This window comes from Larkinella insperata, from assembly GCF_026248825.1.
In the GTDB taxonomy this organism is placed as follows: domain Bacteria; phylum Bacteroidota; class Bacteroidia; order Cytophagales; family Spirosomataceae; genus Larkinella; species Larkinella insperata.
This window is the reverse complement of the sequence record NZ_CP110973.1, coordinates 4212188-4228095: the sequence shown is the minus strand read 5'-3', so window position 1 is coordinate 4228095 and position 15908 is coordinate 4212188. Positions and strand designations below refer to the sequence as shown.

Here is a 15908-nt window from a genome sequence, read left to right as displayed (position 1 = left end):
AGTCGATTAACACGCTTTTCCGACAACTCCCCAATGCCATGACCTGTGGCAACCTGCTCTGCGGCTGCATCGGCCTGGTCATGACGCTACGCGGGCATTCCGAGCTGGCGGCCTGGCTCATCCTGCTGGCGGGGGCGCTCGATTTTGGCGACGGTTTTGTGGCCCGGCTGGCGGGCGTGTCGGGTCCTTTCGGAAAAGAACTGGATTCACTGGCCGACGTTGTGACGTTTGGGGTTTTACCCGCCACCCTGATCTTCCAGGAGTTGTGGTCGTTGGGACTCGGAACCTGGTCATATGCGGCTTATCTGGTTGCGCTTCTGTCGGCCATCCGGCTGGCTAATTTCAACATCGACACCCGCCAGTCCGACCAGTTCATCGGGTTGCCCGTTCCGGCCAATTCGCTCCTGATTGCGGCTTTTCCGCTGATGAGTTCTTACCAGCCCCAGTTTGCTTTTCTGTGGCAAAATCCCATTACGTTGTTTTTTCTGGTCGGCTTTTCGTTCATGCTGGTGGCCGAATTGCCGTTGCTGGCGTTCAAGTTTAAAACCTTCGGCTGGCGGGACAATCAGGTAAAATTCATTTTCCTGATCGCATCGGCCCTGCTCTTGTTAGTTTTGCGATTCGCGGGGTTTCCGTTGGTTATTTTCTTATACATCCTGGTTTCATTTTTCGTTAGAAATAAGGGAGTAAAGCAGTAACGGGGTGCCGATACGGCCCGCGATCAACCGCTGGCCCATTTAATTAGGGAAGAGTATTCCTTACTGAAGGAAATTAAGGCATAAACAATGGCTTATTCAACAATCACCGGGCTGGGTTTTTACGTTCCCGAAAACGTCGTTACCAACCAGGATCTGACGCAATACATGGACACGTCGGACAAGTGGATTCGGGAGCGCACGGGTATTGAGCAGCGCCGGTATTTTACGTACGGCAAGGATACCAACGCCAGCATGGCCACGGCGGCCTCCCGCATGGCCATCGAACGGGCGGGGCTACAGCCGTCGGATATTGACTTAATTGTTTTTGCCACCATTACGCCCGACTACTTTTTCCCCGGGTCGGGCTTTCTGATGCAGCGCGAGATGGGTCTGGAAGGCATCGGCGTCATCGATATTCGAAACCAGTGTTCCGGCTTCGTATACGCGCTTTCCATTGCGGATCAGTTTATTAAGACCGGTATGTACAAAACGGTTCTGGTGGTGGGTTCGGAGATTCAGTCCACCTGGATCAACAAAAGCACAGCGGGCCGGAATGTAGCGGTTATTTTCGGGGATGGCGCGGGTGCGGCCGTTTTGCAGGCCACCGACGATCCCGAACACCGTATTTTATCAACCCACCTGCACGCCGACGGCCGTTACGCTGAGGAGCTTTACATCCGTGAGCCGGGCAGCAGCCGACCTTCACGCGCGGCCACGAAGGAAATGATTGACGAGGGCGGTTTTGACGTATTTATGAACGGCAATGCGGTTTTTAAACACGCAACGGTGCACTTTGCGGGAGTCATTCAGGAAGCGCTGCAGGCTAACGGATACAGCCCCGAGGACATTGCCTTGCTGGTGCCCCATCAGGCTAATATCCGCATCTCGGATTACGTCCGGCAGCAACTGAAATTACCACCCGAGAAAGTTGTGAACAACATTCAGCGGTTTGGCAATACCACAGCGGCATCCATCCCGATCGCGCTCACCGAAGCCTGGGAGCAGGGTCGAATCCAGCCGGGTGACCTGATTTGCCTGGCCGCTTTTGGCAGCGGTTTTACTTGGGCTTCAGCCCTTTTGAAGTGGTAAGGGCAGATTAAATTATCGGCCTTAAAGGGTTAAATTTTTATTAAAGATTTTTCCTTTGTCGGCTTTCAATACGTTCCGATTGACAGCATAACCAGCGTACAGGCTTCAACAGGCTCAATTCCCTCCTGCTGTAATTCTTTTTGAAAGGCAGGATTCTCTGTTCCCGGATTAAAAATAACGCGCCGGGGCTTTATTTTTTTGATATAGTCGTATAAGTTTGTCTGATTCTTGGCCGACACATACAGCGTAACCGTATCAATGTCAGCCAGATCCGGTTGTCCGGTGTGGATGGGGTTATTGCGGATTGTTCCGGGTCGTGAACCAAGCAATTCTACTTCATGGCCCTGCTGCACCAAACGATTAGCTGCCCGGTTAGAATACCGTTCCGGGTTTTCAGTGGCACCTATAACGAGTGTTTTTCTTTTCATCTTTACGCTACTAAGTAACTAATCTGTAAACTATATTGAGGCAGTTTAGTTTCATATTTCAAATCTCAATTCGTCCAGACTTCGTACATACATTCCAGACTTGATTAAACCATTTCTACTGTCCTAGCCTGTCTCCGCCTAAAAAGTTTCGTTTGTTTAGACCTTTTCGTGCAATTCTTAAACAAACACATGATCATCCGAATCGGAAAAATTGTTTTATTCCTTTCGTTATAGTCGCATATTGATGGATTGATACTATTTTTTTGTAAATTTCCTCGAACAGTTGATTAGAAGTTACGTTAATATATTGTTCAACAACCCAGCCCTAGTTACTAACCATTAATCCCAAAATGACAGATAAACGTACCAGTAATTACTGGAATGAAAAATGGGTACAAGTCCAATTTGACGGAGTCGAAAATCCACCGCACTACGAAGTTTCCAACTTCGGCCGCATGAAGAGCTTTCAAAATGCCCCCAAAGAGGGTACGCTCATCAATGGCTCTACCATTCAGGGGTATCGCTCACTTAATATTCGAACGGGGGGGAAAACCATCAACCGGTATTTTCACAAATTGGTCGCCGAGATGTTCTTAACGCGCGAACATTCGGACCAGACGTTTGTCATCCATCTCGACCACGATAAGAAGAACAATCATTATCAAAATCTGAAGTGGGTATCGAAAGAGGAGATGATTGAGCACAACCGCACCAGTCCAAACATTCTGAACCGGGAAATTCCCCGCCGGACCCGCAATTACAAGCTCACGGAATCGAAGGTAAAGATGATTAAGAAACTGCTGAAAAATGAGAAAAACCGTTTGAAGATGATTGCCAAGCAGTTTGGTATTACCCACACCCAACTGAACCGGATTCGCTCCGGCGAAAACTGGAAGCACGTTACAATTGACGATGAATAAGCCTTATACCGAGCTTACTTTTATCATGGCACTTCGCTAGTGTCTCAACTTTGGCCTACGCTCTCCCCTTTCAAACCACTTCCCGCTCCAACGGAAAGTATGTGCGGTAAGGTAATAAAGAAGGTAGTTCCTTCGCCGGTTTCCGTTTCAAACCAGATGCTACCACCGGCATGTTCAATACCCCGTTTGGCAATAGCCAGACCCAACCCTGAACCTCCTTCTTTCGTAGTAAAGTTGGGAAGGAATATTTTGTTGCGAATGGCTTCCGGAACGCCCGCGCCATTGTCACTGATTTCGACGTTGATGTACTCTTCATTGACCGAAAGACGTAAATGAATGATGGGCTTACGGTCTCCGGAGACGGATTGTACGCTATTGATAATCAGATTGGTTAAAATCCGGCCAATCAGCTGCCGGTCGCCCATTACCATCACCGGATAGGGAGAAATATCGCGAATGAGGGTAATCTTCCCGTCATCGGCGTACAGGTCCGCAGCCTTGTGAATGACCGAGGTGAGTTCAAACAATTCATTTTTGGGCAATGGCATTTTGGCAAAATCGGAGAACGAAGTGGCAATGGCACTCAGGTTGTCGATCTGATCGAGCAGCGTGTCCAGCGTCCGTTGCAACACCCGCTTGGCCGCCGGATTGTCCGATTGCAGCGTCCGTTGCAGGTGCTGAAGCGTTAACTTCATCGGAGTCAGCGGGTTTTTGATTTCGTGCGCTACCTGCTTGGCCATTTCCCGCCAGGCCGACTGTTTTTCACTTTGCGACAGCGCCTGTTTTTTCTCTTCCAGCTTGACCAGCATCCGGTTGTACTCGCCAATCAGAAGGCCAATTTCGTCGTCCGATTTCCAGTCCAGTGGTTCGTTGAGCCGGTCGAGATTGGTTTTCCGGATTTTCTGGGTGATGATCTTCAACGGTTTCGTCAGCAGGTTGGAAGCCCAGTAAGAGACGAGCAAAAAGACCAGAAACAAACCAATAAATACGCTCAGGGCCGTCGTAACAACGTCGATCAACTGGCGCTCCAGTTCAGATTCGGAGTCAAAATGGGAAACGGCCAGAATGCCCAGCGGTTGTCCGTCGTACCCCTGAATGGTGGCATACGCTGTTTTATACTGCTTCGTGCCCAGAGATTCAAGCAACAGCATCAGGTTGTCTTTTTCTTCAATCAAATGAATATAAGCTTCCGGATTGATGCGTTTGGATAAACTTCCGTTTACGTACAACAGCGGTTGCGTAGAACAGACCAAGCGTCCTTTGGTGTTAAACACACTAATGCCGACATGGTCGCCCGGGGTAACCTTCTGCAGTTCGGCCTCAATGCGGGTCTGATCGCCCTGCCGAATGGTTGCCTGCAAGTTAGTCCAGCTTCCCACGAGGTTGCCGCTGATATTTTTGGCGTCAGACAAATAGCTATTTTCCTGGTAATCTTTGTAATTTGAGCTAATAACACCGAATGTAATGGCTACAACCAACGCCATCGGGAGAAAGAAGGCGACATTCAGATAGAGCTGCGTTTTTGTCGAATAATTGATGTAAAACCGGGAAAGACCAAAGCGGATGGTATAAAGAACAACCAGGGTTAAAATAAATACAATCAGAACCAGGTACAGAAACGAAAAATTGGAAAGAATATTCCGAGCGGGATAGCTTTTGGAGGAAACGATGACGATCCGGCCACTCTGGTCTTTTATTCCAACATGCTTAAAGTTATTTTGGACGGTGCCCGTTTCATACAGATCGGCCGAAGCCAGCGTTTTATCCGATAATTGGCGTTCGTAATTATACCCGGAATTGCTGTAAAGCAACCGCTTATCGGGATTATAAACGGCGTAGGCATACGCTTGTGTTTCCGGTGCCAGAATAAACTGTTTACTGATCAGCGGTTCAGCATAAAGACTATCGGACTGGCTACGACCCAGTTTCAGATCAAGTACCACACGGCCCACCAATCTATCACCTTCTTTCATGTCGATGAACTGTACGTAATGCTTCCGGAAATCATTACCAGCTCCGTTAATGAAAAAGATGTCTTCGTACTGAGTTTCGTATTTTTCCTGCCGATACCGTTTGGCATAACTGGCGTAGCTAACACCCGTCTGACGGTCGTTGTCCAGTCGGGGCTTCTCCTGGAAAGCCTGTATTTCAGTTGTATACCGCTCGAAATACTTGTCCAGATGCGATTTTACTCGCTGCTCGATGGACCCTCCCGAAGCCGTATCACTGGCCAGCGACTGGAGAATAAGCGTATCCCGGCTAATGGCCACCCGCGATCGGTTGAGCATAAATTCACCAAATGCGTCGTTTTCAACCAGCAACTGCTGGCCGAACTCACGCTTGTCAATCAGGTCTTTTTGAATGCCCTGCTGATACACAACAAATGTTGCTACGGCAGCGCAGACAAAAGCCGAGAAGAACAGATAGAGCGTTGTTTTGAAGCGAAATGCGTAAAGCGCCCGCGGAAAACGACTCAGGTACAGCACCACAAAGAGCAGCGCCTGAATACTTAAAAGCCACGGCATTGGCTCCGGAAATTGCCAGAAGAACAACACGGCCAGCGCCGTACCCACGCTGAACCAGAGCAAACCGCGCAGGTAAGATAAATTCAGCCGGATAAACAAACTCGATAAAACGTGTTGCAGGAGGAAGAAAGCGGTCGAGATGCCAATAAAAACTAGCAGACAAGCCAATTTGAGGCTGTTAAACGAAAGACTCCGCGTGATATCGAGCGTAAAATCCGCTTTTTCGTACAAGGTACTGATTCCTCTGAAACAGACAAAAAAGACGCCGTAGCTCAGAATAACCGTAATCACCGACACCACGGCCTTTAAACCATCCGACTGCCGGAGCAGCCAATAATACGACTGGGTGCGGTAAAACGTGTTGGCCAGATACAAAGCCAGCAACACAATCACCAGGCAATTCAACAGCAAGTCGCCCAGGGATGGAGCGCCCGGAGAAGGGCCGAAATATTTGGGGTTAAAGAGGTCAGATTCGAAGAAGAGAAACGGAACGCCGAAATACAGCATCACCGCGCGCAACATCACTAAATACAGGGCCAGAATGATCCATCCCGCACCGTAATGCCGTCTGCGCCGTAATCGTAACGTGCTACGAACCAGGTAGATTCCCATGAAAAACACCGACAGCAGCGCCAATATGACCGTATTGACCGGTGAAGTTTGATTCTGGTAATCCTTCAGTTGCGGAGGCACCACCGAAAACAGATAGACGGGCGTCTGGTCAAACATACTTTGGTGGACGTTGCTTTTCTCCATCTTGATCTCCGCGGGATCAAGCGAGAACAGGTCCGGATTGTACCCCGAACGCAGGTAGTTCGTTTCGTTACGGTAGTTGCGTTGAACGTTCACCAGCGAAAAGATCTCCAGCGAATCCGCGCCGTGTTTGATAAACTGCCGGCTGACCAAATAATCGCCCCGGGGGAAAGACACCAGCCTGGGATAAAGGATGCTTTTGAGCCGCTTATACCCCGGCACAAACCGGTGATCAGACCAGAAAAGAAGCTTTTTGTTGCGAAAAATGTAATACGGATATTTCGTTTCCCGGTATAACTCCGTAAACGCATAGGGTGGTTTTTCTTCTTTAAGGCGCTCCGTGACCAGTTGAAGCTCCTCCGAACTGATGGCCAGCTCTTTTTTAATCCGTTGTTGGGTGGTATGCAGGTATTGCTCGTCGGCCGCACTGATTGCTCCTCTTTCCAAGACCGAATAGAAGAAAACTGACAGACCTAATGCCAGCAGCGACAAGATTAAGAATATATGTTTGTTGAGTAGACTCACACCAGGATTGATGAAAGGGCGATGCTTTTCGTTTATTTAACCCCAAAATCATGCCAAATTTTAAAACAAGCCCTTTACTTTACTGAACGGCCGGCTAATTTTTCGTCGGGCTTCTGAATTGTGAAACCGCGCTCCTCTTCGGTATTCTCATACCCAACCTCGACGCCAAAGACGTACAACAAATGCTTTTTATCAATAATGATCCTAATAGAGTCAATTTCAAACACTTCGTCGGTCTGGCCGGGCTGATCGAAGCCTAAGAGCCACGATGAACCGCATCCTCCACCCCGGACACCAACCCGTAAACCATACGTATCCGGAATTTTATTGGCCCGGAAAGTGTCCTGAATTTGCGTACGGGCTTCGGGCGTTAGACGGACTGGATTTTTGATCTCATCAAAAAACATACTAGGTAAAAATTCCGTTTGCTGAATGAAAATTACAAACTTTGCTCACAATTTAGTCAATAACTAATTATTTCAGCTTATAGTGCACGATCCTGGTTAACTTTCTGCCCCGGTCGGGCAATTACCCCGCGACGGCAAAACCGAATCGAATCACTGCTCTTGAAACCCCTATGGATATTTTTGCCGATCTGTTAAAATTGCTGGTTCCGGCCGGTTTGGTTTTATACGGAATGTATCTGACGGTCAAATTATTGTTGGAACGGGAAGCCGAGAAACAACGCGTCGAGCTGAAAACCCGTTACGCCAGTGAAGTAACCCCGTTGCGGCTTCAGGCCTACGAACGCATGGCGCTGTTTCTGGAACGAATAACCCCCAACAACCTGCTGCTGCGGCTGAGCGGCCAGGCAGCAGCGGCCCTGGAGTTTCAACAATTGCTGCTGCGTGAGATTCGCGAGGAATACAACCACAACGTTTCGCAACAGATTTACATGAGCCAGACTGTGTGGGAATCCATTCAGACCGCTATGAATGAGGTGGTTATCCTGATCAACGAAGCGGCTGGCGAAGTTGCTCCCGACGCCCCCGCCCTGGAATTGTCCAAGCGCATTTTCGACAAAATCATTCAGAAGGACATCCAACCGACCGCCGGTGGTCTGAAAGCTGTCAAGGACGAAGTTCAATCGATTTTTCTTTCGTGATCGCTGGTCGGACCGCGTAGGGCTGATCGTGTGGTTTAGCTGATGTTGCGGAATTGAGTCTCTTTCACCCGGATCAACAGCCCGTTCCTAAGGGCGCGCGCCCAGGATTTCGGCCGATAAAACCAGCGCTTCGGCCAAGCGGGTTCGATCAATCGTCAATGTAACACCGGCCTGTCCGAGCAGGTCCACCACCTGCTCGGTGGGCAGGTTGCCGGTTAGCTCATCGGCCGCCATCGGACAGCCACCGAAACCGAGCAACGCGCCGTCGATACGGCGGACACCCGCCCGCCAGGCGGCCTGCACTTTTTCGGCCACCTGATCGGGCCGGGAATGCAGGTGAGCCCCGAATTCGACGGCCGGAAATGCGTGCAGCAAATGCCGGAACAGGGTTTCAATGCCATCGGGCGTCGAAGTGCCAACGGTATCCGAAGGCGCAATAATGGTAACGCCAAGTTGAACCAGCCGCTCGGTAAATCGTCCAATTAACTCAGGACTGTAGGGATCTCCGTACGGATTGCCAAACCCCATCGACAGGTAAACGACCAGTTTTTTCCCGTGCTCAACACACAGGTTCTGAATATTTTGTACCTCCGCAAACGCCTGTTCAATGGTCTTGTTGGTGTTGCGCAGCTGAAACGTTTCCGAAACCGACAGCGGAAAACCCAGGTACTGAATCTGGGGGTACGTCACCGCCCGCTCGGCCCCGCGAAGGTTGGCTACAATGGCAAGCAATTTCGTCGGGGTGCCGCTCAGGTCCAGTCCGGCCAGTACTTCGGCTGTATCGCGCATCTGCGGAACGGCTTGGGGAGACACAAAACTGCCGAAATCGAGCGTATCAAAACCCACCCACAACAGGGCGTTCAGGTACCGGATTTTGTCCTCCGTCGGGATGAAACCGTGTAACCCCTGCATCGCATCGCGGGGACATTCAATCAGTTTAAACGAATCCATACGTCAAGATGGCATCATTTGGTGAAATTTGGGCTACAGCGCCGGTTTTCGGTAACCAACCGGCGGACAAAACTGGAATTCGTTTTTACTCCGTAGCTTTGCGGCTTTTTACGCCCAACAGAATCAAATTATAAAGAACTGCTTGCGCGCCGTTGGTGTTAGTTAATACATGGACCAGTGGTCTGTAGTAACAACAAGAAAACAATTTAAATGCTTTACCCTGATTCATTCGAACAAAAATTAGGTTTTGATAAAATCCGCGACTTACTCCGGGAAGCTTGTTTGAGTCCGCTCGGACAGTCGTATGTTGATAAAATACGGTTTTCCGACAACTTCCAGTTGATCGACAAAATGCTGCGGCAGGTGTCCGAGTTCAAAACCATCGTGCAGTACGAACCGGAATTTCCGTCGTCCAACTACCTGGATATTCGCCCGCAACTGGGCAAAATCCGGATTGAGGGCATGATGCTCACGGAGCAGGAATTCTTTGATCTCAAACTGACGCTCCGGACCATCCAGCAGTGCCTGCGTTTTCTGGCCGGAAAGGAAAAAGAAAGCTTTCCGTACCTGACCGAGCTGGCCGAATCCATTAGCGTTGATAAAAAGCTGACGGAAGCCATCGAGCGCGTCATCGACGACCGTGGAAACGTTCGTGATTCGGCTTCCCCCGAACTGGCCAACATCCGCCGACGCATCATCAGCGAACAGGCGGCTTTGCGCCGAAAAATGGACAGCATCATGAAAAGCGCCCGCCAGCAGGGCTGGATGCCGGAAGACAGTTCGCTGACCATCCGGAACGGACGGGTTGTTATTCCGATTGCCGCCGAACACAAACGACGGTTGAAAGGCTTTATTCACGATGAGTCATCCACAGGACAGACGGTATTTATCGAACCGGCGGAAGTGCTGGACGCCAACAACGAAATCCGCGAACTGGAATACGAGGAACGGCGCGAAATTGCCCGGATTCTGCGCGAGCTGACGGCCTTGCTCCGCCCCTACCTTCCGGATTTGCAGCGGGCTACCACGTTTCTGGGTCTGATCGATTTCATTCGTGCCAAAGCCAAACTGGCCGTGCAGATTGATGCCGACATGCCCAAACTGGTCAACCAGCCGATGGTCGACTGGCTTCAGGCCCGGCACCCGCTGCTGCATCTGTCGTTCCAGAAACAAGGCAAGAAGGTCGTTCCGCTCACCCTGCGGCTCGATACCAGCCAGCGCATTCTGATCATCTCCGGGCCGAACGCCGGGGGTAAGTCCGTGGCGCTCAAAACCATTGGATTGTTGCAGTACATGCTCCAGAGCGGTTTGCTGATTCCGGTCATTGAAGGCTCAACGGCGGGTATTTTCCAGAACCTGTTTATCGACATTGGCGACGAACAATCGCTGGAAAACGACCTCAGTACCTACAGCTCCCACCTGACCAGCATGAAGGCGTTTGTGACCTTCGCCAACCGCAAGACGCTGTTTCTCATCGACGAATTTGGTACCGGAACCGAACCGGGTCTGGGGGGCGCCATTGCCGAAGCCATTCTGGAAGAGTTGACCAAATCCGGGGCGTATGGGGTCATCAATACGCACTACACCAACCTGAAACTGTTTGCCGACAAAACGACGGGTCTGGTGAACGGGGCCATGCGGTTTGACGGGGAAAATCTTGAGCCGCTGTACGAACTCGAAATTGGCCGTCCGGGTAGCTCGTTTGCGTTTGAAATTGCTTCGAAGATCGGTCTGCCCAAACCGGTGATCGACCGGGCCAAGGAAAAGCTCGGCTCCCAGCAGGTAAACCTCGAAAAACTGCTGAAAGAACTCGATATTGAGAAGCGGGTCTTTGCCGAAAAGAACCTGGAAGTCGGGATTAATCAGCGGAAACTGGCGCAGCAACTGGCCGAAACCAACGCCCTGAAAACCCGGCTCGACAACGACCAGAAACGGATTCTGAACGAAGCCAAGCAGAAGGCGAAAGCGCTGGTGGCCGAAGCCAATCAGCGGATTGAAAATACCATTCGCGAGATTAAGGAAAACAAGGCCGAACGCGACATGACCCGGCTGGTCCGGCAGGAACTCGAGCAGTTTGATAAAAAAGAACTCCGACAGGAAGCACTGGCCGACGAACCGACCCGCAACGCCGATAAAACTGAAACAGAGGAGTTTCTACCCGATAATACCGCCATTACCGTTGGTAGTTTTGTCCGGATCAAGGGCCAGACCACCATTGGCGAGGTGCTTTCCCTGCGCGGGAAAGACGCCGAAATCCGGATTGGTGACCTGAAATCCAACATCAAGCTCAACCGTCTGGAGAAAGTTAGCCGCAAGGTTTACCGCGAAGCCGTGGGCGAATCGAACCGTCCCCGACTGCAGGGCATCGACCTGAATGAGAAGATGATGAACTTCAGCTTCAACCTCGACATTCGGGGCAAACGGGGCGAAGAAGCGCTGGTGGAACTGGACAATTTCATCAACAACGCCCTGATGCTGGGCTACTCCGAACTCCGGATTGTTCACGGCAAGGGCGACGGTATTCTGCGTACGCTGGTCCGTAACCAGCTTCGGACGTTCCCGCAGGTGGCTTCCATGCAGGACGAACACGCCGACCGCGGGGGCGCCGGGGTGACGGTCGTAAAACTGTCGTAAACTCAGCTTACGCGCCAACGGAAGGATGAACCGGGAGTCTGCCGTTCAAGGCACCCTGGTTCATCCTTTCGTTCATTGCAGTCCGGTTCAGGACGCTACGGACGGAAAAAGTGACGGAGGGAGTTTTCGCCTTGGCGGAAAAAGCGTTTCTTTACCCGTTAATTGAACAGGCTGCTTTTAGCTTCGCATCGTATCGATAGTATGAATTTCAAACGCTTCCTCCCCCATTTACTTGCCATCATTGGGTTTGCGGTATTGGCCGTTGTGTATTGCTCGCCCGTCCTGAAAGGCAAACGATTGAACCAGCACGACATCATTCAGTCCATTGCCGCCGGGCGCGAAGTCGTTGACTACCACAAACAAACCGGCGAATGGGCCTGGTGGACCAACAGCATGTTTGGCGGCATGCCCGCTTACATGATTTCCGGCGACTACCCCACCAGCCTGACCCACAAGCTGGGCCAATACATCAACCTGCTGCTGCCCGACCCGGCCAATTACATCTGGCTGATGATGGTGGGCGGGTTCGTCCTGATGCTGGCGCTGGGAGCCAACGTCTGGCTGTCGGCGGTGGGGGCGGTGGCCTACGCGTTCATGTCCTACGATCTGCTTAGTCTGGAAGCCGGTCACGTTTCCAAAATTCTGGCACTGGCCTACGCCCCGGGCATTCTGGGCGGAGTCATGATCGCCCTGCGCGGTCGTTACCTGGCCGGAGCGGCCCTGACGGCCCTGTTTTTAGGACTCGAACTCTACGCCAACCACGTCCAGATTACGTACTACCTGGCCTTTGGTATTCTCGTTTACGTTTTGATTGAAAGCGTTGCCGCCCTTCGGGAAGGCCGCGTCCGTCAGTTGTTGCTGGCCTTGTCGGCCCTGGCCGTTGCCGCCGTGCTGGCCGTCGGAACCCACACCACCCGGCTCTGGAATGCCGCCGATTACGTAACGGTTTCAACCCGCGGCAAATCCGAACTAACCATCAAGCCCAAAGCCGAACCCGGCGCACAACAGGCCCCGCCGACCACCACCCCCGAAGACGGTTTGGGGAAAGACTACGCTTTTCAGTACAGCTACGGCATTGGTGAAACGTTTACGCTGCTGATTCCAAACTACGCGGGCGGTCCTTCAGTGGGATCATTGACCACCAGTTCCGAGACCTATAAAAAGATGGTCGGCATTGGTGTCGATCCAACGATGGCCCAGCAGTTTGTGCAACAGATTTTTTACCTGTATCACGGAAACTTGTACAGCCAGAGTGGACCGGCTTATGCGGGCGCTATTGTCATTTTTCTATTTGTACTCGGCCTGCTCATCGTTCCCGGACGCCTGAAATGGTGGGCACTGGGCATTACCCTCCTGTACATTGGCTGGGCGTGGGGGAAGAACTTTCCGGCGCTCAACTACACGTTCTTCGACTATTTTCCGGGCTTCAACAAATTCCGGGCGGTGACGATGACGCTTAATCTGGCTCAACTGACCCTTGTTTTGCTTGGCATTGTGGCTGTTAAGCAGATTAGCGATAAAAAACTAACCGCTGAGCAGCTAAATCGTCCTCTGATGATTGGTCTGGCGCTTACCGCTGGCCTGTCGTTGCTCATAGCACTTCTTCCGACGGTTTTCCAGGATTTCCGGGGACCAATGGATGATATGGCGGTGAGCAATCTGGAACAAGGTTTGCAAAATAAAAACCTCGCCGAACAGGTGATGGCGGCCATCATCGACGACCGCATCAGTATGCTTCGTTCGGATGCGTTCCGGTCGGCTATCCTGATTTTGCTGGTGGGTGGCTTGATCTGGCTGCTGGTTCGAAACCGGATCAAGCCGGTGGTGTTCTACCCGGTTCTGCTGGCGCTGGTGATCTTTGATTTGTTCGGCGTGGATAAACGGTATTTCAACAACGACGATTTTGTTAACAAACAGGCCATTCAGGAGACGGTTTCTCCGACGCCCGCCGACGAGCAGATTCTGGCCGACAAGTCGCTGGATTACCGGGTGCTGGATGTAACGACGTCTTTCATGAGCGACGCCAAAGCCTCTTACTTCCACAAGTCTCTTGGCGGATACCATGCCGCCAAAATGCGCCGGTATCAGGAGCTGGCCGATTTCCAGCTTTACCGGAATTTGCGGGAGTCGCCAAACGCTCCGAATGCGTACAACGTCATCAACATGCTCAACACCAAGTATTTTATTACGCAGTCGCAGGCGGCAAACCCCGAACAGCAACAGGCGCCGGGGCCTCCGGTGGCCGTGCCGAATCCGGGTGCACTGGGGAATGCCTGGTTTGTTCAGAATTACCGGCTGGTGCCAAACGCAAACGCCGAAATGCAGGCCCTCGATACGCTGGATACCCGCCGAAATGCCGTGGTCGATCAGCGGTTTGCCGAACAGTTGAACGGCCTGAAAATTCAGCCGGATTCGGCGGCTAATTCCATTCGCCTGATCAGCTACAAGCCCAACGAACTGACGTACGAAAGCAACGCTACCAGTGAGCAGCTGGCGGTTTTTTCGGAGATCTACTACAACGTCCGCGACGAGTGGAAAGCCACCATCGACGGCAAGGAAGTGCCGCACCTGCGGGCGAATTACGTGCTGCGGGCCATGCGGGTTCCGGCGGGCAAACACACCATCGTCTTCAAATTTGATCCGGTCTCGATCCGGGTCGGAAAGGTGGTCGACCTCGTTTGTTCCTTATTGATTATCGCGTTCATCGGAACCGCCGTTTTCATCGAAAACCGCAAAAAAACCGCCTAGACGAACGCCATTTGTGTTATTCAAAACCGGGAAGCAGCGGCCTTCCCGGTTTTTTATTTTCTGCGGTACCAATCCAATGTCCAATCCGCCCCGTATGCTTTTTCACTGCTTTTTTGGTCAATAAAACCAGAACGGTTTACTTGCTGTTACACTTCAAACAAGAAATCATGGAACCTGAAGAAATTGCACCGGAATCTGATAAACTCGACCGGATTGTAGAAGCCCGTATGAAGCTGAAACGCCGGTTTGAGGAGGCCATGCAAAATACACCGTCAATGGCTGACGATAAGCCCCTTGGTTCCGGACCACCGAACCGCCACGGGATGCCGCAGATACCTAAAAGCCAGACGGTAACAAAAAAATGGCCGGTTCTGGATCTGGGCCATCACCCAAATATCCCGCTGGACAAGTGGCAACTGGCCATTGACGGCGAAGTAGAACACCCCATTCGGCTGAAATGGGGAGATTTTATGGCCCTGCCCCAAACGGCAGACATGAGTGATTTCCACTGCGTAACCACCTGGTCGAAGCTCGACGTATCGTGGGTGGGCGTCCGGTTTTCCGATCTGGCAGCGCTGGTGATGCCCAAAGAAACCGCAACCCACGTCATGTGCTACGGCTTTGACGGGTATTCTACCAACCTCTCGCTGGAAGAGGCCCTCAAGCCGGACGTGCTGCTCGTGCATACCGTCGAAGGCCAGCCCCTACCGCTCGAACACGGTGGCCCGCTCCGGATGATCACCCCCCAACTTTACGCCTGGAAAGGCTCCAAATGGATCAAACGCATTGAATTTTTAGCCGGTAATCGGCTGGGTTTCTGGGAAGAGCGGGGCTACTCGAACACGGCCTATCCCTGGCGGAACGACCGGTACAGTTAAAAGCATGATTTCGCAGAGTTTAGCGGAGTTTTTCTCTGCGCCCCTCGGACTTCTCCGCTAAACTCTGCGAAACACCCCTTTTCAATTCTCCATAAACGCGTAACACAGCATGTGGCAGATCGTCATGTGCGCATCTTCCACGCGGCCGTAGTGTTCGGAATCGATTACGATGACTTCATGGGCCAGATCGGCGAGTTTCCCGCGTTTCCCGCCGACGAGCGCAACACTGGTGAGGCCGTGGTCGTTGGCCCACTGAACGGCTTTGACCAGATTGGGCGAACTGCCGCTGACGCTCATGGTCAGGACCAGATCACCCGGCTGGGCGTAGTTTTGCAATTGTCCCGCAAACACATCGTCGTACGAATAATCATTGCCCAGAGCCGTCAGCCAGGCGGTATTATCGTTCAGCGACAGGCAGCGAAACCGCTTGCCGAGCTTATCGGAAGCGCCCTTGCCTAAATCGGTGATAAAATGGGAGGCATTGGCCGCACTGCCGCCGTTGCCAAACACAAACAATTGCCGGTCTTCCTCCCAGCAGGTTTTCAGTAGGTTTACGATCCGTTCCACCTGATCGACCGGAATCGAATCAATGGCCGCCTGGTGATGGCTGAGGTATTGGTTAAAATACGTTTGCATACGCTTGAATTATGGAAA

12 protein-coding genes are annotated in these 15908 nt (G+C 51.8%); 7 read left to right on the top strand and 5 right to left on the bottom strand.

Features of this window, described 5'->3' with window-relative positions:
* Positions 1-5 precede the first annotated feature (5 nt).
* Both pssA and OQ371_RS17030 read left to right on the top strand, forming a co-directional pair.
* Positions 6-698: a CDP-diacylglycerol--serine O-phosphatidyltransferase gene (gene pssA, locus OQ371_RS17035; RefSeq protein WP_310586638.1), complete on the top strand. Its 693-nt coding sequence runs from the start codon at positions 6-8 to the stop codon at positions 696-698.
* A gap of 87 nt (positions 699-785) precedes the next feature.
* On the top strand, positions 786-1787 hold the full coding sequence (locus tag OQ371_RS17030; protein WP_265989382.1) for a 3-oxoacyl-ACP synthase III family protein: 1002 nt from the start codon (positions 786-788) through the stop codon (positions 1785-1787).
* A 65-nt stretch (positions 1788-1852) separates the two neighbouring features.
* Here OQ371_RS17030 and OQ371_RS17025 read toward each other — a convergent pair whose 3' ends face one another.
* Entirely contained in the window at positions 1853-2215 is a 363-nt protein-coding gene (locus OQ371_RS17025; protein WP_265989381.1) for a CoA-binding protein, read from the bottom strand.
* A gap of 350 nt (positions 2216-2565) precedes the next feature.
* On the opposite strand from OQ371_RS17025, the gene OQ371_RS17020 reads away from it, so the two are divergent.
* Positions 2566-3135: an HNH endonuclease gene (locus OQ371_RS17020; RefSeq protein WP_265989380.1), complete on the top strand. Its 570-nt coding sequence runs from the start codon at positions 2566-2568 to the stop codon at positions 3133-3135.
* A 44-nt stretch (positions 3136-3179) separates the two neighbouring features.
* Here OQ371_RS17020 and OQ371_RS17015 read toward each other — a convergent pair whose 3' ends face one another.
* Positions 3180-6860 carry a sensor histidine kinase gene (locus tag OQ371_RS17015; RefSeq protein WP_265989379.1) on the bottom strand — a complete coding sequence of 1227 codons (3681 nt, stop codon included), beginning with the start codon at positions 6858-6860 and terminating at the stop codon, positions 3180-3182.
* A gap of 152 nt (positions 6861-7012) precedes the next feature.
* Positions 7013-7345 (bottom strand): iron-sulfur cluster assembly accessory protein, encoded by a 333-nt coding sequence (locus OQ371_RS17010; protein ID WP_265989378.1) that lies wholly within the window; start codon positions 7343-7345, stop codon positions 7013-7015.
* A 170-nt stretch (positions 7346-7515) separates the two neighbouring features.
* Between OQ371_RS17010 and OQ371_RS17005 the strand changes: the two genes are divergently transcribed.
* On the top strand, positions 7516-8043 hold the full coding sequence (locus OQ371_RS17005) for a DUF7935 family protein (RefSeq protein WP_265989377.1): 528 nt from the start codon (positions 7516-7518) through the stop codon (positions 8041-8043).
* A gap of 87 nt (positions 8044-8130) precedes the next feature.
* Here the strand turns inward: OQ371_RS17005 and OQ371_RS17000 are convergent, their stop codons facing one another.
* Positions 8131-8994: a hydroxymethylglutaryl-CoA lyase gene (locus OQ371_RS17000; RefSeq protein ID WP_265989376.1), complete on the bottom strand. Its 864-nt coding sequence runs from the start codon at positions 8992-8994 to the stop codon at positions 8131-8133.
* Between the two features lie 210 nt (positions 8995-9204).
* On the opposite strand from OQ371_RS17000, the gene OQ371_RS16995 reads away from it, so the two are divergent.
* The 3 genes from OQ371_RS16995 (at position 9205) to OQ371_RS16985 (ending at position 15254) form a co-directional block, all read left to right on the top strand.
* Positions 9205-11628, top strand: coding sequence for an endonuclease MutS2 (locus OQ371_RS16995; RefSeq protein WP_265989375.1), 2424 nt, complete (start codon positions 9205-9207; stop codon positions 11626-11628).
* Positions 11629-11829: 201 nt separating this feature from the next.
* Complete coding sequence (locus tag OQ371_RS16990) at positions 11830-14376, top strand: YfhO family protein (protein WP_265989374.1); 2547 nt, start codon at positions 11830-11832, stop codon at positions 14374-14376.
* A 167-nt stretch (positions 14377-14543) separates the two neighbouring features.
* The gene (locus OQ371_RS16985) at positions 14544-15254 is read left to right on the top strand and encodes a molybdopterin-dependent oxidoreductase (RefSeq protein WP_265989373.1); all 711 of its coding nucleotides are present in this window, start codon (positions 14544-14546) and stop codon (positions 15252-15254) included.
* Between the two features lie 81 nt (positions 15255-15335).
* On the opposite strand, the gene OQ371_RS16980 is transcribed toward OQ371_RS16985, so the two are convergent.
* Positions 15336-15890 (bottom strand): D-sedoheptulose-7-phosphate isomerase, encoded by a 555-nt coding sequence (locus OQ371_RS16980; protein WP_265989372.1) that lies wholly within the window; start codon positions 15888-15890, stop codon positions 15336-15338.
* Positions 15891-15908: the final 18 nt, after the last annotated feature.

Coding starts and splice junctions, on each gene's coding strand:
- OQ371_RS17030 (WP_265989382.1), top strand. CDS start 786: ATGGCTTATTCAACAATCACCGGGCTGGGTTTTTACGTTCCCGAAAAC.
- OQ371_RS17025 (WP_265989381.1), bottom strand. CDS start 2,215: ATGAAAAGAAAAACACTCGTTATAGGTGCCACTGAAAACCCGGAACGG.
- OQ371_RS17020 (WP_265989380.1), top strand. CDS start 2,566: ATGACAGATAAACGTACCAGTAATTACTGGAATGAAAAATGGGTACAA.
- OQ371_RS17010 (WP_265989378.1), bottom strand. CDS start 7,345: ATGTTTTTTGATGAGATCAAAAATCCAGTCCGTCTAACGCCCGAAGCC.
- OQ371_RS17005 (WP_265989377.1), top strand. CDS start 7,516: ATGGATATTTTTGCCGATCTGTTAAAATTGCTGGTTCCGGCCGGTTTG.
- OQ371_RS17000 (WP_265989376.1), bottom strand. CDS start 8,994: ATGGATTCGTTTAAACTGATTGAATGTCCCCGCGATGCGATGCAGGGG.
- OQ371_RS16995 (WP_265989375.1), top strand. CDS start 9,205: ATGCTTTACCCTGATTCATTCGAACAAAAATTAGGTTTTGATAAAATC.
- OQ371_RS16990 (WP_265989374.1), top strand. CDS start 11,830: ATGAATTTCAAACGCTTCCTCCCCCATTTACTTGCCATCATTGGGTTT.
- OQ371_RS16985 (WP_265989373.1), top strand. CDS start 14,544: ATGGAACCTGAAGAAATTGCACCGGAATCTGATAAACTCGACCGGATT.
- OQ371_RS16980 (WP_265989372.1), bottom strand. CDS start 15,890: ATGCAAACGTATTTTAACCAATACCTCAGCCATCACCAGGCGGCCATT.